The 22,454-nt window shown below is 41.1% G+C and carries 23 protein-coding genes; 16 read left to right on the top strand and 7 right to left on the bottom strand.

Annotated elements, in window-relative coordinates; genetic code table 11:
• From M992_RS15320 to mdtD, 3 genes are all read left to right on the top strand, one after another.
• Positions 1–190: hypothetical protein (locus tag M992_RS15320; protein WP_211257332.1), on the top strand; the 190-nt coding region annotated here is incomplete at its 5' end.
• Between the two features lie 175 nt (positions 191–365).
• Positions 366–1,058: a FadR/GntR family transcriptional regulator gene (locus M992_RS03220; protein WP_047255502.1), complete on the top strand. Its 693-nt coding sequence runs from the start codon at positions 366–368 to the stop codon at positions 1,056–1,058.
• Between the two features lie 64 nt (positions 1,059–1,122).
• Positions 1,123–2,529, top strand: coding sequence for a multidrug transporter subunit MdtD (gene mdtD / locus M992_RS03215; RefSeq protein ID WP_053907285.1), 1,407 nt, complete (start codon positions 1,123–1,125; stop codon positions 2,527–2,529).
• Between the two features lie 7 nt (positions 2,530–2,536).
• Here the strand turns inward: mdtD and rbsR are convergent, their stop codons facing one another.
• Genes rbsR through rbsD form a run of 6 tightly spaced genes read right to left on the bottom strand, consistent with a single transcriptional unit; the run spans position 2,537 to position 8,349 of the window.
• A complete protein-coding gene (rbsR, locus tag M992_RS03210) occupies positions 2,537–3,541 on the bottom strand; it encodes a ribose operon transcriptional repressor RbsR (protein ID WP_390892473.1) in 1,005 nt (334 codons plus the stop codon).
• 3 nt (positions 3,542–3,544) lie between these two features.
• Positions 3,545–4,474 (bottom strand): ribokinase, encoded by a 930-nt coding sequence (rbsK, locus tag M992_RS03205; RefSeq protein WP_053907284.1) that lies wholly within the window; start codon positions 4,472–4,474, stop codon positions 3,545–3,547.
• A 58-nt stretch (positions 4,475–4,532) separates the two neighbouring features.
• The gene (gene rbsB, locus M992_RS03200) at positions 4,533–5,420 is read right to left on the bottom strand and encodes a ribose ABC transporter substrate-binding protein RbsB (protein WP_053907283.1); all 888 of its coding nucleotides are present in this window, start codon (positions 5,418–5,420) and stop codon (positions 4,533–4,535) included.
• 25 nt (positions 5,421–5,445) lie between these two features.
• The gene (gene rbsC / locus M992_RS03195) at positions 5,446–6,411 is read right to left on the bottom strand and encodes a ribose ABC transporter permease (protein WP_053907282.1); all 966 of its coding nucleotides are present in this window, start codon (positions 6,409–6,411) and stop codon (positions 5,446–5,448) included.
• Positions 6,408–7,922, bottom strand: coding sequence for a ribose ABC transporter ATP-binding protein RbsA (gene rbsA / locus M992_RS03190; protein ID WP_053907281.1), 1,515 nt, complete (start codon positions 7,920–7,922; stop codon positions 6,408–6,410). The genes rbsC and rbsA overlap by 4 nt, the downstream gene beginning before the upstream one ends.
• A 7-nt stretch (positions 7,923–7,929) precedes the next feature.
• A complete protein-coding gene (gene rbsD / locus M992_RS03185; protein ID WP_047255508.1) occupies positions 7,930–8,349 on the bottom strand; it encodes a D-ribose pyranase in 420 nt (139 codons plus the stop codon).
• A gap of 407 nt (positions 8,350–8,756) precedes the next feature.
• On the opposite strand from rbsD, the gene ravA reads away from it, so the two are divergent.
• Positions 8,757–10,259 (top strand): ATPase RavA, encoded by a 1,503-nt coding sequence (gene ravA / locus M992_RS03180; RefSeq protein WP_053907280.1) that lies wholly within the window; start codon positions 8,757–8,759, stop codon positions 10,257–10,259.
• Between the two features lie 2 nt (positions 10,260–10,261).
• Positions 10,262–11,719, top strand: coding sequence for an ATPase RavA stimulator ViaA (gene viaA, locus M992_RS03175; RefSeq protein WP_053907279.1), 1,458 nt, complete (start codon positions 10,262–10,264; stop codon positions 11,717–11,719).
• Here viaA and asnA read toward each other — a convergent pair whose 3' ends face one another.
• Entirely contained in the window at positions 11,720–12,712 is a 993-nt protein-coding gene (gene asnA / locus M992_RS03170) for an aspartate--ammonia ligase (RefSeq protein WP_047255511.1), read from the bottom strand. It abuts the gene before it with no gap.
• A gap of 161 nt (positions 12,713–12,873) precedes the next feature.
• Here asnA and asnC point away from each other — a divergent pair, with 161 nt between their 5' ends.
• From asnC to atpG, 11 genes are all read left to right on the top strand, one after another.
• Complete coding sequence (gene asnC, locus M992_RS03165; RefSeq protein WP_047255512.1) at positions 12,874–13,335, top strand: transcriptional regulator AsnC; 462 nt, start codon at positions 12,874–12,876, stop codon at positions 13,333–13,335.
• A gap of 96 nt (positions 13,336–13,431) precedes the next feature.
• Positions 13,432–13,872 (top strand): FMN-binding protein MioC, encoded by a 441-nt coding sequence (mioC, locus tag M992_RS03160; protein ID WP_047255513.1) that lies wholly within the window; start codon positions 13,432–13,434, stop codon positions 13,870–13,872.
• 377 nt (positions 13,873–14,249) lie between these two features.
• Complete coding sequence (gene mnmG / locus M992_RS03155; protein ID WP_053907278.1) at positions 14,250–16,139, top strand: tRNA uridine-5-carboxymethylaminomethyl(34) synthesis enzyme MnmG; 1,890 nt, start codon at positions 14,250–14,252, stop codon at positions 16,137–16,139.
• Between the two features lies 1 nt (position 16,140).
• Positions 16,141–16,764 carry a 16S rRNA (guanine(527)-N(7))-methyltransferase RsmG gene (rsmG, locus tag M992_RS03150; RefSeq protein WP_053907277.1) on the top strand — a complete coding sequence of 208 codons (624 nt, stop codon included), beginning with the start codon at positions 16,141–16,143 and terminating at the stop codon, positions 16,762–16,764.
• Between the two features lie 603 nt (positions 16,765–17,367).
• Positions 17,368–17,745: a F0F1 ATP synthase subunit I gene (atpI, locus tag M992_RS03145; RefSeq protein WP_047254870.1), complete on the top strand. Its 378-nt coding sequence runs from the start codon at positions 17,368–17,370 to the stop codon at positions 17,743–17,745.
• A gap of 33 nt (positions 17,746–17,778) precedes the next feature.
• The gene (gene atpB, locus M992_RS03140) at positions 17,779–18,603 is read left to right on the top strand and encodes a F0F1 ATP synthase subunit A (RefSeq protein WP_053907276.1); all 825 of its coding nucleotides are present in this window, start codon (positions 17,779–17,781) and stop codon (positions 18,601–18,603) included.
• 57 nt (positions 18,604–18,660) lie between these two features.
• Positions 18,661–18,900 (top strand): F0F1 ATP synthase subunit C, encoded by a 240-nt coding sequence (atpE, locus tag M992_RS03135; RefSeq protein ID WP_004093904.1) that lies wholly within the window; start codon positions 18,661–18,663, stop codon positions 18,898–18,900.
• Between the two features lie 58 nt (positions 18,901–18,958).
• Positions 18,959–19,429, top strand: a complete 471-nt coding sequence (gene atpF / locus M992_RS03130) for a F0F1 ATP synthase subunit B (protein WP_047254868.1) — start codon at positions 18,959–18,961, stop codon at positions 19,427–19,429.
• A 12-nt stretch (positions 19,430–19,441) separates the two neighbouring features.
• Positions 19,442–19,975 carry a F0F1 ATP synthase subunit delta gene (atpH, locus tag M992_RS03125; RefSeq protein ID WP_047254867.1) on the top strand — a complete coding sequence of 178 codons (534 nt, stop codon included), beginning with the start codon at positions 19,442–19,444 and terminating at the stop codon, positions 19,973–19,975.
• A 14-nt stretch (positions 19,976–19,989) separates the two neighbouring features.
• Positions 19,990–21,531: a F0F1 ATP synthase subunit alpha gene (atpA, locus tag M992_RS03120; protein ID WP_047254866.1), complete on the top strand. Its 1,542-nt coding sequence runs from the start codon at positions 19,990–19,992 to the stop codon at positions 21,529–21,531.
• Between the two features lie 55 nt (positions 21,532–21,586).
• Positions 21,587–22,450, top strand: coding sequence for a F0F1 ATP synthase subunit gamma (gene atpG, locus M992_RS03115; RefSeq protein ID WP_047254865.1), 864 nt, complete (start codon positions 21,587–21,589; stop codon positions 22,448–22,450).
• Positions 22,451–22,454 lie beyond the last annotated feature (4 nt).

Genomic DNA, 22,454 nt, shown 5'->3' with positions numbered 1-22,454 from the left:
TTGCGAGGTGGCGTATATTACTCTTTTCATTCAGGAAGTCAAGCATTTATTTTCAACTTTCTTTCCGAACTACTTCGACCATCACCTCAATCATCTCGCTGTTTTTCAAGGCGCTTACTGCGCTTTGGAACTTTCAAACTCAACCGTTCGGCCGGTTTGTCGTGACAACGGAGCGCATTATAGGGGCTGAGATTTTTCTGGCAACTGTTTTTTTGAATTAATTTACTGTTCGCGTTTTTTTTCAACAAAATGAATTAAAATGCAGCTAATTGGGTAATAATTAGTTTATTTCAGCAGTATTAGCCTCGTGCCTAAAGTAAGATCTAACGTAAGATAAAGGTCAAAAGTAATAGTAGAGAGTCTATATGCAATTTACCGAACAGAAAATCGCCTCAGAAAAAAACCTATCTTATTTAATTGCAGAGCAATTAGGTAAGAAAATTCTTTTTGGTGATTATCCTCCTGAAAGTATTCTTCCTGGGGAGTTAGAACTGTCCGAGCAATTTCAAGCTAGCCGAACAGCCATACGGGAAGCAATCAAAATGTTAGCGGCGAAAGGTATGCTATTACCACGTCCACGTATTGGCACGCGAATTATGCCCTCGGCAAACTGGAATTATCTAGATCAAGACCTGTTGAAATGGTGGATGAGTGGCGATAATTTGAATCATGTTATCCAACATTTCCATTTTGTACGGTTAGCTATTGAGCCACAGGCTTGTTTCTTGGCCGCATTACATGCCACAGAACAGCAAAAACATACGTTACAACTTTTCGCCATGGAAATGGCGCAGCTAGATAAAGAGTTTGAACGTCAACGCTGGATTGAAGTAGATTATCAGTTTCATCAAGCTATTTATCATTCATGTGGTAATCCATTTTTAATTTCTTTCGCCAGCTTATTCCGTTCGGCCTATCAAAATTACTTCGATGCTATAACTAAAGATGAAGTTATAGAAGTAGATACACACCAACAATTAGTTAATGCTATCGTTGCTGGTGAAGCACAGAAAGCGTTTACTATTTGCCATGATTTACTAACAACCGCACGTAACTAAAGATAGAAAGAAAATATCAGCGAACGTTACTTTTATCGCATCACTTATATGTACAGGTTATTCAATGTTAAAATCAGCTCAAAACATGTCCGGTTTGCCTTGGATTGCCGCCATGGCTTTTTTCATGCAATCACTAGATGCGACTATTCTTAATACCGCATTACCTGATATCGCAAAAAGTTTAGATCATTCCCCCTTAGCCATGCAATCTGCAGTTATTAGCTATACGTTAACTGTCGCATTACTAATCCCGGTGAGTGGATGGTTTGCAGATCGGTTTGGGACTCGGCGCGTATTTTTACTGGCGGTATCTTTATTTTCTTTTGGTTCCTTATTATGTGCTTTATCGCCCTCATTATCCTTTTTAGTCACATCGCGAGTGATTCAAGGTATTGGCGGAGCGATGATGATGCCCGTTGCACGCTTAGCATTATTGAGGGCCTATCCACGTAGTGAGTTATTACCTATTCTTAACTTTGTCACTATGCCTGGATTAGTTGGGCCAATATTAGGTCCATTACTCGGGGGGATCTTAGTTACCTATGCAACTTGGCATTGGATTTTTATCATTAATATCCCGATTGGTATTTTGGGTATTCTCTACGCCCTAAAATATATGCCCGATTTTAAAATGCCAAAACGCTCGTTTGATTTATTAGGTTTTATTTTATTTGGCTTTGGGCTAGTGATGTTATCTGTGAGTCTTGACCTGTTCGGGAATAGAGCTTTACCTCGATATATTCCTTATACAGTTATTTTGGGAGGATTATTTCTTCTTCTACTCTATATATTCCATGCTCGTCGGGCTAAAAATCCTATTATCCCGTTAAATCTATTTAAAACGCGGACATTCACTATTGGTATTAGCGGTAATATTGCCACTCGCTTAGGTACTGGCTGTATTCCGTTTCTTATACCTTTAATGCTGCAAGTAGGATTTGGTTATGAAGCCGTTATTGCTGGAATGATTATGGCGCCTATGGCGATTGGATCTATTTTAGCTAAATCCACAGTAACAGGCATTCTTACACGTTTTGGCTATCGAAATACCTTATTTACGATTACCTTAATTATTGGTTTGATGATAGCTCAATTCTCATTACAGTCACCGGGTATGTCTATTTATATGCTAGTGATCCCTATGTTCTTATTGGGATGTGTAATGTCAACACAATTTACCGCCATGAATACCATTGCTTTGGCTGACTTAACCGACAATAACGCCAGTTCAGGTAACAGCATGTTAGCTGTCACTCAGCAACTAGCGATTAGTTTCGGTATTGCCGTAAGTGCTTCAATCTTAGGTTATTTTGAAGCTCAACAGGAAAGCAATACGGTCAGCGATTTTCACTATACCTTTATTACTGTTGGCGTGATCACCCTGTTTTCTTCATTTGTCTTCTTACTATTACATAAAGAAGATGGACAAAATCTTATTAAAAGCAAAACAACTAAGACTAAAGCCAGTTAATAATAAATTAGTTATCGCGCTTCACTGACTGACGCTCAATCAATTTGGGCGTCAGTACTGAAATAGTTGATTCACTGTCTGGGTTATCTAAACGATACAATAATTTTTCTACCGCTAATTTACCTAATTCATCTTTAGTTTGATGAATAGTAGTTAATGGGGGGATCATATAAGATGCTAAATCGATATCATCGTAGCCAATAATAGAGATATCATCTGGAATAGAAATACCGCGCTGAAATGCAGCCTGATATGCACCTACCGCCATCGCATCATTACCCGCAAAAATAGCCTGTGGTGGCTGAGCAAGATCCAGTAATTGATTCATGGAATCAAATCCCCCAGAAAATTCAAAATCACTGACCACAATATAATCTTCAGGCACCGCTAATGAAGCCTGTGTCATCGCTTGTTTAAATCCTTGCAATCGGTATTGCGCCGGTGATTTATCTTGTGGTCCAGCAATACAGGCAATACGAGTAAAACCCGATTCAATTAAATAACGCGTTGCTATCTCTCCACCAAGCAATGAATTATCCTGAATAATATCGCCCTCAGAACCGTATGGCGACCAATCCATCATCACTGTTGGTACCGCGGGATATCGTTTTAATATCTCAGGTGAAGGCCCTTGGACTTCAGTACACATAATTAATAAACCATCAACCCGCTTTTGTAATAAGGTTTCTAAGCTATGATCCATTCGGTTTAAATCCCCTTCTGTATTACAGAGAATTAAACTATAGCCCCGCTCATAGCAGCTACGCTCCACTCCTCGCACAACCTCGGCATAAAAAGGATTATTACTAGCTGTCAGTAACATACCGAGCGTATTGGTACGATTCATTTTTAAGCTACGTGCTAACGCGGAAGGTGCATAATTTAATGCATCGATAGCTTCATTAACTCGTTTAATGATACTTTCGCTGACAAATCGATTTTTATTGATCACATGTGAAACGGTTGAAGTTGATACTCCCGCGACACGCGCCACATCTTTCATAGTTGCCACAAACTAATCCTGTTCAGATAAAAAATGATCTATCTCGTTGCGCCAAGGTACAGATGGTTGAGCCCCTCGGCGCGTAACAGCTATAGCCGCCGCCGCATGGGCAAAACGAATCGCTTGCTCATCAGATTTACCTTCTAATATGGCCGTCACATAAGCGCCATTAAAAGTATCTCCCGCAGCAATCGTATCGACAGCATTGACCTTAAACCCGGCAATAATTTTACCTTCATGCCCTTGCTGACTAAACCAAACCCCTCGAGCACCTAAGGTAATAATTACTTTTTCAATTCCTTTTTGATGCAGAGCCGCTGCCGCTTTAGCTGCCCCTTGTTGATCATTAACCGCGATTCCGGTCAATAATTCAGCTTCTGTTTCATTTGGCGTGATGACATCAATTAAAGCAAGTAATCTATCTGGTAAGGCGCGAGCCGGGGCTGGGTTTAAAATAATTTGAGTTTGATGTTGTTTGGCGATTTCAGCAGCCCGCTGAACTGTCTCTAACGGGGATTCTAATTGCATTAATAACGCCGAACTTTGTTGTATATGATGCTGATATTTCATCAATCTATCTGGAGTTAAATGTGCATTCGCTCCGGCATTAATGCCTATTACATTTTCCCCCTGCTGATTGACGAAAATTAAAGCGATTCCGGTAGTTTCACTGTTGATACTATCAATACAATCAACACAAATATTATCTGTTTTTAACTGGTTAATGATATTTTCGCCGGTACTATCTTGCCCAACACAAGCAATAAATAAGGTGTCTGCGCCACTGCGCCCAGCAGCAACCGCCTGGTTTGCTCCCTTACCGCCGAAAGCGAGCTGATAATGGTGCCCTGTGACCGTTTCTCCCGGTTGAGGGAACTGATCAATATTTAAAATATGATCAGCATTAATGCTACCTAACACCACCAGCTTAGCTGTTCTCATAACATTTATTCCTTGTGTACGACCGCCATCAAATAATGGCGGTCTAGTTTAAGCGAGCTTATTTAACGATCAGTTCTAATTCTACAGGCACCGTTGCTGCCACTTTTTCGCCCTTCAGTACTTTGTCTGCAATCTGAACACCTACAATACCAATTTGGTCTGGACGTTGCGCGATAGTTGCCCCCATTTTGCCACTTTTGACCACTTTAATGCCGTCAGTTGTTCCGTCAAAACCAACCACTAAAACTGGGTTATTGCCTGATGTTTGGATAGCACGCATCGCGCCCAGAGCCATTTCATCATTCTGAGCAAATACCGCTTGTACATCAGGATGTGCGGTCAGCAAGTTTTGCATAACATTTAAGCCTTTAGTTCTATCAAAATCAGCGGGTTGGCTAGCCAGAATATTAAATTTATGCGCTTTTGCTCCAGTATTAAAACCTTCACCACGTTCACGGGCGGCAGAGGTTCCTGAAATTCCTTCTAATTGAATAACCTTAGCATTTTCACCTACTTGGCTAGCAATAAAATCAGCCGCCATTTCTCCTCCCATACGGTTATCAGAGGCCACATGGCTCACCACCGTACCTTTATTCGCAGCTCTATCTAAAGTGATCACAGGAATATTGGCTTTATTGGCCATTAAAATAGAATTTCCTACCGCGTCAGAATCAGTCGGATTAATCAATATTAATTTGGTACCACGCACAGTTAAATCCTGCACGTTAGCCAGCTCTTTAGCTGGATTATCTTGCGAATCAAGGACAATCAGCTCATATCCCAATTTATCGGCTTCTTTTTGAGCACTATCTTTCATGGTGACAAAAAATGGATTATTTAAGGTTGAAATAACCAACGCGATATTATCTTTCGCCAGCGCATTCGCGCTGATTGTCGCGCTTAATACAACGGCTGAGAATAAAGTAGCAAATTTATTAAGTTTCATTAGGGTATTCCTGTAGAGGTAAAGGTTATTTTTTATTATCAACAAGTACAGCCAGCAAAATAACAACAGCTTTTACGATCATTTGATAGTTGGAAGAGATGCCTAATAGGTTGAGCCCATTATTTAAAAATCCGAGGATCAGCGCACCAATCAATGTTCCGACAATTCGCCCTTTACCTCCGGCTAAACTCGTCCCACCGAGAACTACGGCTGCAATAGCATCTAACTCGTAGCCATTACCTGCCATAGGTTGTGCAGAGGATAAACGAGCCACTTCTATAATACTGGCCAGCGCCGCTAATAAACCGCACAGGGCATAAACAATAATTTTAATTCGATCGACATTAATACCGGATAATCGAGTCGCAGATTCATTGCCCCCCAATGCGTAAATATAACGACCTAAACGAGTATGGTGCAGCAAATACCATGCGGCAATAAACACCAGCAGCATGATCCATATCGGGGTCGGAATACCCAAAGGACGCCCAATTCCAAACCAACCAAATAAATCGGCATTATCACTAAAGCCGGTATTTATTGGGCTACCATCCGTATAGACACGCGTTACCCCACGCAATAACAGCATCATCACTAACGTGGCGATAAATGCCTGCACTTTACCTTTAGCAACGATAATCCCTGTACAGGCACCAATTCCCGCCCCTAATGCCAAGGCACCAGCAACCGCCACCAGCGCATTAACATCAGCATCGACCATTGAAGCGGCCACAGCACCGGTTAGAGCCAGCAAAGAACCAACAGATAAATCAATCCCTGAAGTTAAAATAACTAACGTCATACCCACCGCCATAATAGCGTTGACTGACGTTTGCTGGAGAATATTAAACAGGTTATTCACAGTAAAAAAGTTAGGGCTCAGAGAAGAAACCACAGCAATTAATACGCATAAAGCGATTAATGATTTTTGTTCCATCAGCCATTCTTTTGTAAACCAACGTTTAGAGGCTGTCCCGCTATTTGAACTCATAATGATAACTCCTGAACTGAGTCGTATTTTTTACCCACCGCGGCAGCCATTAACGCTTCCTGAGTGGCCTGTTTTGCATCAAACTCACCACTGATATGGCCTTCATGCATAACCAAAATTCGATCACTCATTCCCATAACCTCTGGCATTTCAGAAGACACGAGAATAATACTCAGCCCTTCTTGTTTGAATTGATTAATCAGCTGATAAATTTCTTTTTTCGCACCAACATCTACACCACGAGTAGGCTCATCTAAAATCAGCACCTTAGGACGTGTCATTAATCCTCGAGCAATCGCCACCTTTTGTTGGTTCCCACCGGAAAGATTACCGATTGTCTGATCCATCGATGGCGTTTTAATATTAAATAAACGGATAAAATCACCCACGGTTTGCTGCTCTTCCTTGTGGTTTAATGTTCCCCCAGAGCGACTAAAATAACGTAATGCTGTCAATGACATATTCTCTTTAACCGACATTCCTAGCACTAAGCCATCACGTTTTCGATCTTCAGAAATATATACGATGCCATTATTAAGCCCATCTTGAGGAGTCCCTAAACTTAAACTTTTACCATTCAGCTTGATTTCCCCGGTCGTTTTCTTGGCTGCGCCATAAATAATTTTCATTAATTCACTGCGCCCAGCGCCCATCAATCCTGAAATTCCTAGGATTTCACCGCTTTTAAGCTCAAAACTGGCATGAGTTACACCAGGACCAGAGATATCAGTAACTTGTAATCGCAGCTTACCAACAGGTACGTTAATCCGTGGATATTGATCTTCTAATTTACGTCCAACCATCATCTCTATCAGCGTCTCTTCTTGCAGTTCGCTAACTGGTTTCTCGGCAATAAATTGCCCATCACGGAACACCGTCACATCATCACAAATCTCAAAAATCTCTTTTAATCGATGAGAAATATAAACAATTCCGCATCCTTGAGATTTCAGCTCGTTAATCACGTTAAATAATGAGGCTGTTTCTGTATCGGTTAATGCGTCGGTAGGTTCATCCATAATAATAACTTTGGATTCAAAACTAAGAACCTTAGCAATTTCAACCATCTGTTGTTCACCAATAGAGAGATCGCTAATTAAACTGTGGCTGTCATAACGCAGGTTAAGTCGCTGAAGTAGGCTGTCAGCTTGGCTAAACATCTTTTTCCAATCAATCAGTCCAAAACTGCGCACGAACTCACGACCGAGAAAAATATTTTCTGCAATAGTAAGCTCGGGAATTAAATTTAATTCTTGATGAATAATACCGATACCCGCTTCTTGTGAACTTTTCGGTCCTTGAAAAGCCACTTCGTGGCCTAAATAAGTGATAGTTCCCGCATCTTTAGGATAAATACCAGTAAGCACTTTCATCATTGTTGATTTACCGGCACCATTTTCACCCACCAGCGCCATAACTCGGCCGGGATAAACATTTAATGTAGCGCCGGATAACGCTTTAACGCCGGGAAAAGACTTATCAATGCCTGTAAGCGCTAATAAAGGCTGCATATTCACCTCAGAAGGTTACGCCGGAGCAGAGAATAATATTGGCGTACGGAGTACATTCGCCGGTTCTTACAATCGCTTTACTCTCTTTGGTCATCTGTTTTAAGGCTTGATGACTGCAATAAATAATTTCAATTTTATTATTTTGCTGAATTTCTAACGCCTTTAATCTCGCTAAGATTGCATGCTCAACATCAGGATTTAATTGCGTTATCTCTTCTGCCAGTATTGCTTTTTCAACATACAGTTCATCAGTTATCGCAGAAAATACAGGCATAAATCCTGGAAGTCCGTGAGTAATGGCGACATCAATACGTTGTGACCCATGAGGAATAGGCAATCCCGCATCGGCGATAGTAATGTGATCTGTGTGACCCATATGCGCAATTACGGCGGATATCTCCGCATTTAATAAAATACCCTTTTTCATTTCCTATCCTCAGTGAGCGAAACGTTTCGCTTTCTTTGATAGTAGGATAAAACGTAAACAACTCAACTAACTTATTTCATATTTGTGATCACTATCGAAACGTTTCGTTCGCGTAAATAGAGAGAGAAAAACTAACTTATTGAATAAGTTAAAGCTGAATCGTTTTTGTTATTTTACTGAGTGACATCAAAGAAAATAACGAAATAGATTGCACATAAGGATATTCATCGCTAAAAATAAAAATAATTGAAATGACAATAACGTTAGTAGCTTTTATAGCAGAACACCTTACAACGCATGATTAACCGGTATTCTATTGTTGTCTGAGATAACAGGGAGGAATACTATTAATAACCATTTAATTTTATTGATATATTTTCAGAGCAGTAAATTGATAAGGAACGGAGATGCAGTTAGCAGAACGTATTGCCCAACTGAGTAACTATTTAGAAAGTGGCTTATATGAACGCCAGCAAGCGATCCGCTTATGTTTACTTGCCGCCCTTAGCGGAGAAAGTGTTTTTTTACTCGGCCCTCCAGGGATAGCTAAAAGTTTAATTGCTCGTAGGATGAAATTAGCGTTCAGTAATGCGAAAGCGTTCGAATATTTAATGACTCGTTTCTCTACGCCCGAAGAAATATTTGGCCCCTTGTCTATTCAGGCATTAAAAGATGAAGGCCGTTATGAAAGACTGGTTGAAGGCTATTTACCCGATGCTGAAGTGGTATTTTTAGATGAAATCTGGAAAGCAGGTCCCGCAATTCTTAATACCTTGCTAACCGCGATTAACGAAAGAAAATTTAGAAATGGTCATACCGAAGCCAGTATTCCAATGCGTTTATTGGTTACTGCATCCAATGAATTACCGGATGCAGATAATAGCCTCGAAGCGTTATATGACCGTATGCTCATTCGTATTTGGCTGGATAAAGTTCAAGAAAAACAAAATTTCCGGGCACTGCTTACTAATAAGCCATTAAAAGAAGATAAGTTAGTTCCTGAGCATTTGAAAATAACAGATGAAGAATATCATGCGTGGCAATTAGCCATACCGCAAATTACGCTGCCCGATCATTGTTTTGAAATTATTTATCAATTACGCCAACAAATTAGCGCCGGTGAAAAAACAGTCTATGTGTCAGATAGACGATGGAAAAAGGCTATTTATCTTTTACAAGCCAGTGCATTCTTTAATGGCCGAACGGCTGTCTCACCGTTAGATATTATTTTATTGAAAGATTGCTTATGGCATGACCATCAATCAATGAAGTTATTCCCGACACTTATTTTAACCTTATTACAGGAAGAAGGTTGGCATCAGCGTAAAATTACCCGCAGTATTGAGCAACTTTATCATCAGTGGGTCGCCTCAACGCAGGATAAGCAACAGCAACAAGCATTTAGAGTCATAAAAAATAACAGTATGTTCGGTCGAAAAGCCATTTATTCGCTGCCCGATCATATTAATGAAGAACGATTGACTCTCTTTCTGCATACTCCACTGCATCTACATGAAATAAAAGTTACTTTTATTACCTGTGATAAAAAATCTCTAGAAAACTTTTTAAATAAAGGAAATACACTCTCAGCACATTTAAATGGAATTGGCTTTACACAAGAGATAGCAGCTGAGATTAATAGTCAAAATCAACTGCAATTATTAGATATCAGTCGCCAAATATCGACACTGTATATTCAAGATAAAACTATAGAGACTAAAACCGATGATAATAAAGAATGGCTATCAAAACTAAATGATATTCAGCATGAAATTCAATCACAGCGGTATCAATTTGAGCAGCAACAACCTTGCTTATTTATCGAAGATAGTTGGCTGGCAGAAGTAGAAAGTAGTTTCATCAAAGTAACGGATAAATTAATCCAGTTACGCTCACAGATTATAGGCTGATTATGTTAAGCCTCGCGACATTAGATCTATTACTTTCCGTTAATGAAAGTCAATTAATTGAAGAGATCGTTATTACACTGCTCGCAACCCCCCAGCTAGCTGCATTTTTTGAAAAACATCCGCGGATCAAAACAGCGCTATTAAAAGATCTGTCTAGCTGGAAAAAGGATTTAAAGCAAAAATTACAAGAGACATTGGTTCCTCCACTGTTAGCCGAGGAATTTAATCTTTATCAGAGTATTATTGGTCAATCAACAGCAGAGTTTCAGCAACGATTACCCACAATTATCGAAAAATTACAGCAACTTGATTCTCCTTTTTATACAGAAGCTAAAAAGTTACTTGCTAGCCCATCCGCTAATCCTGCGGCGCGTCAAGCACTAATTATTCAGAAATGGCGAGTAAGTTTAATCTTACAAGTTACGACGTTGCATACCGAGTTGCTGGAGCAAGAACAACAGCAATTATTGGCGGAGTTACAATATCGCTTGGCATTAAGTGGCAATTTAGAAGAAGTTTTCGCTGAAAACGAGCAATCAGCCGGTCGGCTATGGGATTTAAGCAAAGGGATTAATATATCTTCTACTTATAATGACCAATTATTAATGCGTTATAGTGAATTTTTACAGCAGCAACCTGAACTTGAAAAATTAGCGCAGCTATTAGGTCGAAGTCAATCAGCTAAAATATTACCTGAAGAAAGCCCGATATTTGAAGAAGTAACCGTATTCGAAAATGTCCCAGAGACACAACCAGAGCAAGTCAGTGGTATTGGTCAAAGTGATGACATATTACGTCTATTGCCAGCTGAACTGGCGATGCTGGGTATCGATGAATTAGAATTTGAATTTTATCGCAAGCTGGTGGAAAAACGTCTATTGACCTATCGTCTACAAGGGGAAAGTTGGCAGCAACGCCAAGTTTTACGCCCGATCGTTCATCATAATAATGAACAACAACCACGAGGCCCTTTTATCGTTTGTATTGATACCTCTGGGTCGATGGGGGGATTTAATGAACGCTGTGCCAAAGCTTTTTGCCTCGCATTAATGAAAATCGCCTTAGCTGATAATCGAGCTTGCCATATCATGCTATTTTCAACCGAAATTATACATTACGATTTACTCGCTGCTGATGGGCTTGAACAATGTATTCGGTTTCTTAATCAAACATTTAAAGGAGGGACAGATCTGGCCGCTTGCCTTAAATCTACGATTGATAAAATGGATGGACAATTATGGCAGGATGCTGATGCTGTAGTTATCTCTGATTTTGTAGCTCAACGATTACCGGAAGAATTAATTAAACAAGTCAAAGAGAGACAACAACATAAAAAACACCGCTTCCATGCGGTATCGGTATCAAATTATGGGAAACCCGGCATCATGAAGATATTCGATCATATCTGGCGTTTCGATACCGGGCTAAAAAGCAGACTGCTACGCCGATTCCGTCATTAATTACAGCATATCACTGACAGATTCACGGATTTCTGGTGACCATACGCTGCATTGAACCTGACCAATGTGAGGGCGTTGCAGTAATAGCATCACTAAACGTGATTGACCAATTCCCCCACCGATTGATTGTGGCATTTCCCCGTTAAGCAGTGATTGATGCCATTCCAATTCAAGGCGTTTTTCTTCACCACTCAATGCTAACTGACGTTTCAGCGTTTCTGGGTTAACACGAATACCCATTGATGAAATTTCAAATGCGTCTTCTAATACTGGGTTCCAAACAATGATATCGCCGTTTAAACCAACAAAACCATCATCGTTTTGAGTCGTCCAGTCATCGTAGTCTGGCGCACGCACATCATGATACTGACCATCAGACAGCTGTGCACCAATACCAATAAGGAATACTGCACCTAACTCTTTAGCTATTGCACGCTCGCGGCCTTTAGCATCTAAATCAGGGAAACGTTGTAAGAGTTCTTCACTATGAACAAAGTGAATTTGATCTGGCAGGAACGGTGCCAGACCAAACTCTTTGCTGACAGCTTGTTCTGTTTCTTTTATTGCCTGATAGATTTTACCGACTGTCTGTTTCAGATAAGGAAGAGAACGCTCCTCATCTGCCATCACTTTTTCCCAATCCCACTGATCAACATAGACAGAATGAATTGGGGTTAAGCGATCCTCGTCAGGACGCAGCGCTTTCATATGAGTGTATAAACCCTGACCCGGTTGGAAATCATAACGACCTAACGTTTTACGTTTCCATTTAGCCAGCGAATGCACAACTTCAAACGTTGCTTCCGGAATTGATTTTACTTTTACCTGAACCGCTTTTTCGTGGCCAGAAAGGTTATCCTGAGTACCATCGCCTAAGCGGCTTAAAATTGGACCTTGAACTTCAATTAAGCCCAATTCTTTTTCTAATAAACTTGAAAAATACGATTTTACAAAGCTAATTTGTTGTTGATGTTCGATGAATGATTTTTCCATGATTGACCCCATAATTTGTTTTATTCTCGTTCTCGATGTATTGATTAAGCAACAAAACAGGGTATAAATTCAATATCTAATATCAAAAAAACTAAAAGCCTTTTATATTATTCAAAAAAAGGCAGCAAAAATTAAATATTCAATAAAAATGGAGAGATTTTATGGCCGAAATTTATCAAATCGATAATCTCGATAAAGGAATACTTCATGAATTAATGGCAAATGCTCGTATTCCCTATGCTGAATTAGCCAAAAAATTTGCAGTAAGCCCAGGAACAATTCACGTACGCGTCGAAAAAATGAAACAAGCAGGCATTATTACAGGTACGCGAATTGATATTAGCGCTAAGCATCTGGGTTTCGATGTGTGCTGCTTCATCGGCATTATTTTGAAAAGCGCGAAAGATTATCATACCGCGGTCAATAAATTAGATGCGCTAGAAGAGGTGGTTGAGGTTTACTACACCACTGGGCAATACAGTATTTTTATTAAGGTGATGTGTCGATCAATTGATGCCCTGCAAGATGTACTTATCAACAAAATACAAACCATCGATGAGATCCAATCAACAGAAACGCTGATCTCCTTACAGAACCCTATCATGCGGACGATTACCCCGTAGAAAAAAAAATGTTATAACCACATTATCCACAGGTAGATCCCAGCTCATTCACAGCGTACAATAGCGCTCTTTCAAAAGTCTGGGACATGCCAAAATATGACAAAAGTGACTTTAATAAGTGGCAGCACGATGGGCAGTGCTGAATATGTTGCAGAACATATAGAAGAAGAACTAATTGCACGCGGCTTTGAAACCGAGGTTTTGCATGGTCCTGAACTAGAAGAGCTACCGTTAGAAGGGATCTGGATTATCGTCTGTTCAACCCACGGTGCTGGTGAGCTACCTGATAACATTCAACCGCTTGCTAAACAGATTAACGATCAACAGATCAATCTAGAAAAGGTTAGTTTTGGTGCTGTGGGTATTGGCAGCTCAGAATACGATACTTTTTGTGGTGCGATCCGTACTCTGGATACACTTTTACAGCAAAAAGGTGCGAAAAGAATTGGGGATCGTTTAGAAATTGACGTCCAAAAACACGAAATCCCGGAAGATCCTGCGGGCGAATGGGTTAAAATTTGGGCAAACGATCTATAAATCGGTTAAATAAGCAGCAGTCAGCTGTGGATAAATAACGTATGAACACGGTAACAACCGGTAGTTATCCAAGGTATAACTTTAGGGTCATTCAGTGCCTGTGGATAACTAGCCGTTTTGATCCCAGCTTATACGCAATAGGATCACCGGTCATACACAGTATATGATCCTTTACACTGATATGATCTTTCTATCGATTTTTCACTTATCCACAGATGATCGCGATCCTAATAATAGATCTAATAAAGAGATCTTTAAATAAAAAGATCTTATAAATACTAAGGACAGATCAAACCGACTTGGTGTATCAGCAAAACTTGAGTACTATTCTCCTCCCGAAATGCACAACGTTGCATTCTAACGTTTAAGGTTCACACATGTTTTATCCAGAACAATTTGACGTCATCGTAATCGGTGGCGGTCATGCCGGCACTGAAGCAGCGATGGCAGCTGCACGTATGGGGCGTCAAACCCTATTGCTGACTCACAACATTGATACTTTGGGTCAGATGTCTTGTAACCCAGCCATTGGTGGGATCGGAAAGGGACATCTGGTTAAGGAAATTGATGCCTTGGGCGGCTTAATGGCAATAGCTACCGACCAAGCAGGTATTCAATTTCGGACATTAAACGCCAGCAAAGGCCCCGCAGTAAGAGCGACCCGAGCACAAGCTGATAGAGTTTTATATCGTCAAGCAGTGAGAACAGCTTTAGAAAATCAACCAAATTTAATGATTTTTCAGCAGCCCGTTGAAGATCTAATTGTGGAAAACGATCGCGTAACAGGTGCTGTTACACGTATGGGATTGAAATTTAAAGCTAAAGCCGTTGTATTAACCGTCGGTACTTTTCTTGATGGTAAAATCCATATTGGATTAGAAAATTACAGCGGTGGTAGAGCTGGTGATCCCCCATCTATCTCACTTTCACAACGTTTGCGTGCATTACCATTACGAGTTAATCGCTTAAAAACAGGTACACCACCGCGTATTGATGCAAGAACTATTGATTTTAGCCAATTAGGCATACAACTAGGCGATAATCCTACGCCAGTATTTTCATTTTTAGGCAATAAAGATCAACATCCAGAACAGCTTCCTTGCTATATCACCTATACCAATGAAAAAACACATGAAGTGATCCGCAATAATTTGGATCGTAGCCCAATGTATGCGGGGATCATCGAAGGGATCGGCCCACGTTATTGCCCATCGATCGAAGATAAAGTCATGCGTTTTGCTGATAGAGACTCTCATCAGATCTTCCTTGAGCCTGAAGGATTAACTAGCAACGAAATTTATCCAAATGGGATTTCTACTAGCTTGCCATTTGATGTACAAATGCAGATTGTACATTCGATGAAAGGTATGGAAAATGCGCGGATCATTCGTCCTGGATATGCCATTGAATACGATTTCTTTGATCCAAGAGACTTAAAACAAACGCTAGAAAGTAAATTTATTCACGGATTATTCTTTGCTGGTCAAATTAACGGAACAACAGGATACGAAGAAGCGGCATCTCAGGGGCTATTAGCCGGACTTAATGCAGCGCAGTCAGCCTTTGACCAAGAAGGTTGGTTCCCTCGCCGTGATCAAGCATATATGGGCGTATTAGTTGATGATCTCTGCACTTTAGGAACCAAAGAACCGTACCGCATGTTTACCTCTCGTGCTGAATACCGCTTAATGCTCCGTGAAGACAATGCCGATTTACGTTTAACCGAAAAAGGTCGTGAATTAGGTTTGGTAGATGATGTTCGTTGGGAACACTTCAGCCGTAAATTAGAACTGATAGAAAAAGAGCGTCAGCGCCTGCGTGATATTTGGGTTAATCCTAAATCTGGTAGTCATGATGAAGTAAACGAAATTTTAGCTGTACCGTTATCGAAAGAAGCTAACGGCGAAGATCTGCTACGCCGCCCTGAAATGAATTATACCTTGCTGACATCGATTGATCGTTTTTCACCAGCATTGAAAGATCCACAAGCCGCAGAGCAAGTTGAAATCCAAGTAAAATACGAAGGTTACATTGCGCGTCAGCTCGAAGAAATTGAGCGTCAGTCACGTAATGAAAATACTTTATTACCCGTTGATTTAGACTATAAACAGGTTAAAGGATTATCTAATGAAGTAATCGCTAAGCTAAATGATCATAAACCGACATCCATTGGTCAAGCGTCGCGTATTTCAGGTATTACTCCAGCGGCTATCTCAATTCTGCTGGTCTGGTTGAAGAAGCAGGGCATTCTGCGTAGGAGCGCGTAAGATGGGCTTACTCCCTCAATTAAATAAGCTCTTAATTCAGGCTGGAATAGAGCTTACAGAGCCACAAAAACAGCAGCTGATCAGTTATGTTGAAATGCTACATAAATGGAATAAGGCATATAATTTGACCTCAGTTAGAGCGCCTGAGCAAATGATAATTCGTCATATTTTGGACAGCATTGTGGTGAACGAACATCTTGATGGTGAACGTTTTATTGATGTTGGTACCGGGCCTGGATTACCAGGAGTTCCTTTGGCTATCATTCGCCCCGAGTCACACTTTGTGTTACTCGACAGCCTAGGAAAACGGGTGCGTTTTCTTCGTCAAGTACAGCATGAGCTGGGGCTGAACAATATCGAGCCTATACAGTCACGCGTAGAAGAATATCAACCTGAAATTAAATTTGATGGCGTGATTAGCCGTGCTTTTGCCTCGTTAACGGACATGCTGCATTGGTGTGCTCATTTGCCTCAGACTAATGGTCGCTTCTATGCATTGAAAGGTGCCATACCTGAAGATGAAATCGCCTTATTACCTGATAATTATCCGGTTAATCGTGTAATGGAACTCAAAGTCCCTGAACTTGATGAACAACGGCATCTGGTGATTATTGATATTAAATAAAGTTGTTTACTATCAATAAAATTTATCTTTTTGAGCTATGGCAGTAATATTTACAATGTTACTGCCATTTTCGTAAATTACAGTATTAAACAAAGCGTTTTTCACCTGACAATTACATTGAATTAACCTTAAGTGTAATCATTGGTAATTAAAGATTATGGGGATAAATCCGATTAAAACTAATTAATTAAAACGATTCAGTTATTTTGGATAATTATTAGTTAATCGTATAAATTTTGTTTAAGTTCTATTTTTTATTTAGATTAAGTTAATTAGGTGATTTATAAGTAGTTATTTAATTTATTTTGCATGTTCTAAATTGTGGTTTTTTCTATATAAATTTAGTTATGTGATTTTTATCACAGTTTGAAATTTAAGATAAAGCAAGAGATTTAACAAATATTTCACCTTATCTGTGACTATTTCTGCGCTGACTCTAAAAAATTAAATAATTATTCACCTTTTCGCTACTTATTGATTGAATTCATTTCGGCTGCCCGTATAATTTGCTCGTTTTTGTCTCTTGACACACTAAAGCAAAGGCAGTTTTATACAACACTTAGCGTTTCTGAAGCTGGGAATCCCTCGGAGAAAGCAAAAGTTATGCCTGTAATTCTTTACAACCGCAAATTAGACTGCAAGCATTTAAGCTTTCAGCTAATAACTTTTGTTATCCTCAGTGGGGCTTTCTGTGCAAATAGTATAGAATGGGGTGCCTCAGCTTTTGCAGGCGGTTTAGCATGCTGGCTACCAAATATCGTTTTTATGCTGTTAACTCGTTTACAGAAAGCAAAAGAAGAGGATGAACCTGTCCGCATCGCCTGGTATTTCGCTTTAGGAGCAGGGCTAAAAGTTGTCACAACAATTGCAGTTCTGGTTATTGCGTTGGGCGTGTTTAAAGCGGCATTTACACCACTGGGTTTGACCTATTTAGCGGTGCTGATTGTTCAGATTGTTGCACCGGCCGTTATTAAACGGTAAGTATTTTTAAACTACAAAAGGGTAAGAGGCATCATGTCTGCATCAGGAGAAGTGTTGACTACCAAGGATTACATAGGCAACCACCTGAATAACCTTCAGTTGGACCTACGTACCTTTAAGTTGGTCGATCCCCAAGCTGGTAGTGATCCGACGTTCTGGACGTTGAATATTGACTCGCTTTTTTTCTCAGTAGTTCTTGGGATGTTATTCCTTTGGCTATTTAGAAGGATTGCTGTCAAGGCGACCAGTGGCGTACCCGGTAAGTTACAGACCGCAATAGAAATGATCATTGGTTTTGTTGATAACACCGTTCGTGATATGTATCACGGCAAGAGCAAAGTTATTGCCCCTCTGGCTCTGACTGTGTTTATTTGGGTGTTTTTGATGAACTGTCTGGATTTACTCCCTATCGATTTCATCCCGTACATTGGAGAGCATTATTTTGGCTTGCCAGCCCTGCGTGTTGTTCCAACAGCAGACGTTAGCATTACAATGTCGATGGCGATTGGTGTGTTTATTCTGATTATCTTCTATAGCATCAAGATGAAAGGAATTGGCGGATTTACGAAAGAATTGACTCTTCAACCTTTCAATCATCCGGTATTTATTCCTATTAACTTGATTTTAGAAGGCGTTAGCTTGCTGTCAAAACCTGTTTCACTCGGTCTCCGACTGTTTGGTAACATGTATGCAGGTGAACTGATCTTTATTCTTATTGCTGCATTACTACCGTGGTGGTCACAGTGGATTTTAAGCCTGCCTTGGGCTATTTTCCACATACTGATTATTACATTACAAGCCTTTATTTTTATGGTTCTGACCGTTGTATATCTTTCGATGGCATCTGAAGAACATTAATTTAAAATTTAACTTTCTATCAATAATTGTATTAACTGAAACAAACTGGAGACTGTCATGGAAAACCTGAGTATGGACCTGCTGTACATGGCTGCCGCTGTAATGATGGGATTAGCGGCGATTGGTGCTGCAATCGGAATCGGCATCCTCGGAGGTAAATTCTTAGAAGGCGCGGCTCGTCAGCCTGATTTAATTCCTCTGTTACGTACACAGTTCTTTATCGTTATGGGTCTTGTCGACGCCATTCCGATGATTGCTGTAGGTCTGGGCTTGTATGTCATGTTCGCTGTTGCCTAAGAAACGTTACAGAACACTCTGAGAACATTAACTTATTAATTAATAAGAGGTATTGTCTGTGAATCTTAATGCAACAATCCTCGGCCAGGCTATCGCGTTTGTCCTGTTTGTTTTGTTCTGTATGAAGTATGTATGGCCACCAATTATGGCGGCCATAGAAAAACGTCAGAAAGAAATTGCTGATGGTTTATCTTCTGCAGAGCGTGCTAAAAAGAACCTGGAACTGGCGCAAAGCGATGCGACCGACCAACTGAAACAAGCAAAAGCTGAAGCGCAAATCATCATCGAACAAGCGAATAAACAACGCAACCAGATGATTGAAGACGCGAAAGCCGAAGCTGAAGCAGAACGTAATAAAATCGTCGCACAAGCACAGGCTGAAATTAATGCCGAACGCAAACGTGCACGAGAAGAGTTACGTAAACAGGTTGCTATGCTTGCTATTGCGGGTGCCGAGAAGATCATCGAACGTTCCGTGGATGAAGCTGCTAACAGCGACATCGTTGATAAACTAGTCGCTGAACTGTAAGGAGGGAGGGGCATGTCTGAAATCGTTACTGTAGCTCGCCCCTACGCCAAAGCAGCTTTTGACTTTGCTGTAGAAAACCAGTCTGTTGAAAAATGGCAGAATATGCTGGCCTTCACCTCTGAGGTGACGCGCAATGAACAGGTTGGTGAGCTGCTTTCTGGTTCTATTGCACCGGAATCATTAGCTAAAACTTTTATTGCCGTTTGTGGTGATGAAATTGACGAGCATGTTCAAAATTTGATTCGTATTATGGCCGATAATGGGCGTTTAACGACGCTACCAGAAGTGCTATTGCAATTTACGCAACTACGCGCAGCTCTGGAGTCAACGGTTGATGTTGATGTTATTTCTGCTACCGAACTAAATGAACAGCAGTTGGCTAACATATCTGCAGCGATGGAAAAACGTCTGTCACGCAAAGTTAAGCTGAATTGCAAAATTGATAAGTCCATAATCGCTGGAGTGATCATTCGTGCGGGAGATCTCGTTATTGACGGGAGTATCCGCGGTCGCTTAGAGCGTTTATCCGACGTCTTGCAGTCTTAAGGGGACTGGATCATATGCAACTGAATTCCACCGAAATCAGCGAACTGATCAAACAGCGTATTGCTCAGTTCGATGTTGTGAGTGAAGCTCACAACGAAGGTACGATTGTATCCGTCAGTGACGGTATTATTCGTATTCATGGTTTAGCTGAAGTCATGCAGGGTGAGATGATCGCACTGCCTGGCAATCGCTATGCAATTGCACTGAACTTGGAGCGCGACTCCGTTGGTGCCGTTGTTATGGGACCATATGCCGACTTAGCTGAAGGCATGAAAGTTAAATGTACTGGTCGTATTCTTGAAGTTCCAGTAGGTCGTGGTTTGCTTGGCCGTGTAGTTAATACACTGGGTGAGCCAATTGATGGTAAAGGCCCTGTTGAGCACGATGGTTTCTCTCCTGTAGAAATGATTGCCCCAGGTGTTATCGACCGTCAATCCGTTGACCAACCTGTTCAAACGGGTTACAAATCTGTCGATGCGATGATTCCAATTGGCCGTGGTCAGCGTGAGCTGGTTATCGGTGACCGTCAGACAGGTAAAACTGCACTGGCTATCGATGCAATCATCAATCAACGTGATTCTGGTATTAAATGTGTTTATGTTGCTATCGGTCAAAAAGCATCAACTATTGCTAACGTAGTTCGTAAACTCGAAGAATACGGCGCACTGGAAAACACCATCGTTGTTGTTGCAACTGCTTCTGAATCAGCAGCATTACAATACCTTGCACCATATTCTGGTTGCGCGATGGGCGAATATTTCCGTGACCGCGGTGAAGACGCACTGATTGTTTATGATGATTTATCAAAACAAGCAGTTGCTTATCGCCAGATTTCACTGTTGCTACGTCGTCCACCTGGACGTGAAGCTTATCCTGGTGATGTTTTCTATCTCCACTCCCGTTTACTGGAGCGTGCTGCTCGTGTAAATGCTGAGTACGTTGAAAACTTCACTAAGGGCGAAGTGAAAGGTAAAACCGGTTCTTTAACCGCGCTACCTATCATTGAAACCCAAGCGGGTGACGTTTCTGCATTCGTACCTACAAACGTAATTTCAATCACTGATGGTCAGATTTTCTTAGAATCTAACCTGTTTAACTCTGGTATTCGTCCAGCGGTTAACCCAGGGATTTCTGTTTCGCGTGTTGGTGGTGCTGCTCAGACTAAGATTATCAAAAAACTGTCTGGTGGTATCCGTACCGCATTGGCTCAGTATCGTGAATTGGCAGCCTTCTCCCAATTCGCTTCAGACCTGGATGAAGCAACTCGTAAGCAGTTGAATCATGGTCAGAAAGTAACTGAATTACTGAAACAGAAACAGTATGCTCCGATGTCAGTTGCACAACAGGCGTTGTCTCTGTATGCAGCCGAACGTGGCTATCTGGAAGACATTGAGATAGCTAAAATTGGTGCCTTCGAAGAAGCACTGGTTGCTTACGCGTCGCGTGAACATGCTGACCTTATGAATGAAATTGGCCCGGCGGGTAACTATAACGATGATATCGAAGGCAAGTTGAAAAACATGCTCGAGTCATTTAAAGCAACCCAGTCCTGGTAATACTATTCGGCCCGATGGTAATTATGGGCCGTCTGGTTAATGAGGAGAAGCAGAAATGGCCGGCGCAAAAGAGATACGTTCCAAGATCGGCAGCGTGCAAAACACGCAGAAGATCACTAAAGCGATGGAGATGGTCGCTGCGTCCAAAATGCGTAAAACGCAGGAGCGCATGGCGGCCAGCCGTCCTTATGCAGAGACTATGCGCAGTGTGATTGGTCACCTTGCGTTAGGTAATCTGGAATATAAACATCCATACCTTGAAGAGCGTGAAGTTAAACGTGTCGGGTACCTGGTTGTTTCTACCGACCGTGGTTTGTGTGGCGGTTTGAACATTAACTTGTTCAAAAAACTGCTTACAGAAATGAAAGAATGGTCTGAAAAAGGCGTTCAGGTTGATCTGACGTTAATCGGTTCAAAAGCAGTATCTTTCTTTGGTGCTGTGGGAGGCAATGTTGTCTCTCAAGTGACAGGCATGGGGGATACTCCATCACTGTCTGAATTGATTGGTCCAGTCAATACTATGCTGCAAGCATACGATGAAGGTCGTTTAGATAAACTGTATGTAGTGGCGAATAAATTCGTCAATACTATGTCTCAGGTTCCGACAATTTTTCAGGTGTTGCCATTACCTCCGGGTGATGATGAAAGCTTGAAGAAAAAGTCCTGGGATTATATCTATGAACCCGATCCTAAGGCGTTGCTGGATACCCTGCTCCGTCGTTATATCGAGTCGCAGGTTTATCAGGGCGTCGTTGAAAACCTGGCTAGTGAGCAGGCCGCTCGAATGGTAGCAATGAAAGCAGCTACCGATAATGGTGGAAACCTGATCAAAGAGTTGCAGTTGGTTTACAACAAAGCTCGTCAGGCCAGCATTACTCAAGAGCTTACCGAAATCGTTTCGGGCGCAGCTGCGGTTTAACAGC

Origin of the sequence: Moellerella wisconsensis ATCC 35017 (assembly GCF_001294465.1) — a bacterium.
GTDB classification, from domain to species: Bacteria; Pseudomonadota; Gammaproteobacteria; order Enterobacterales; family Enterobacteriaceae; genus Moellerella; species Moellerella wisconsensis.
Note: the sequence above shows the minus strand (reverse complement) of the source record. Positions and strands in the feature narration are given on the sequence as shown.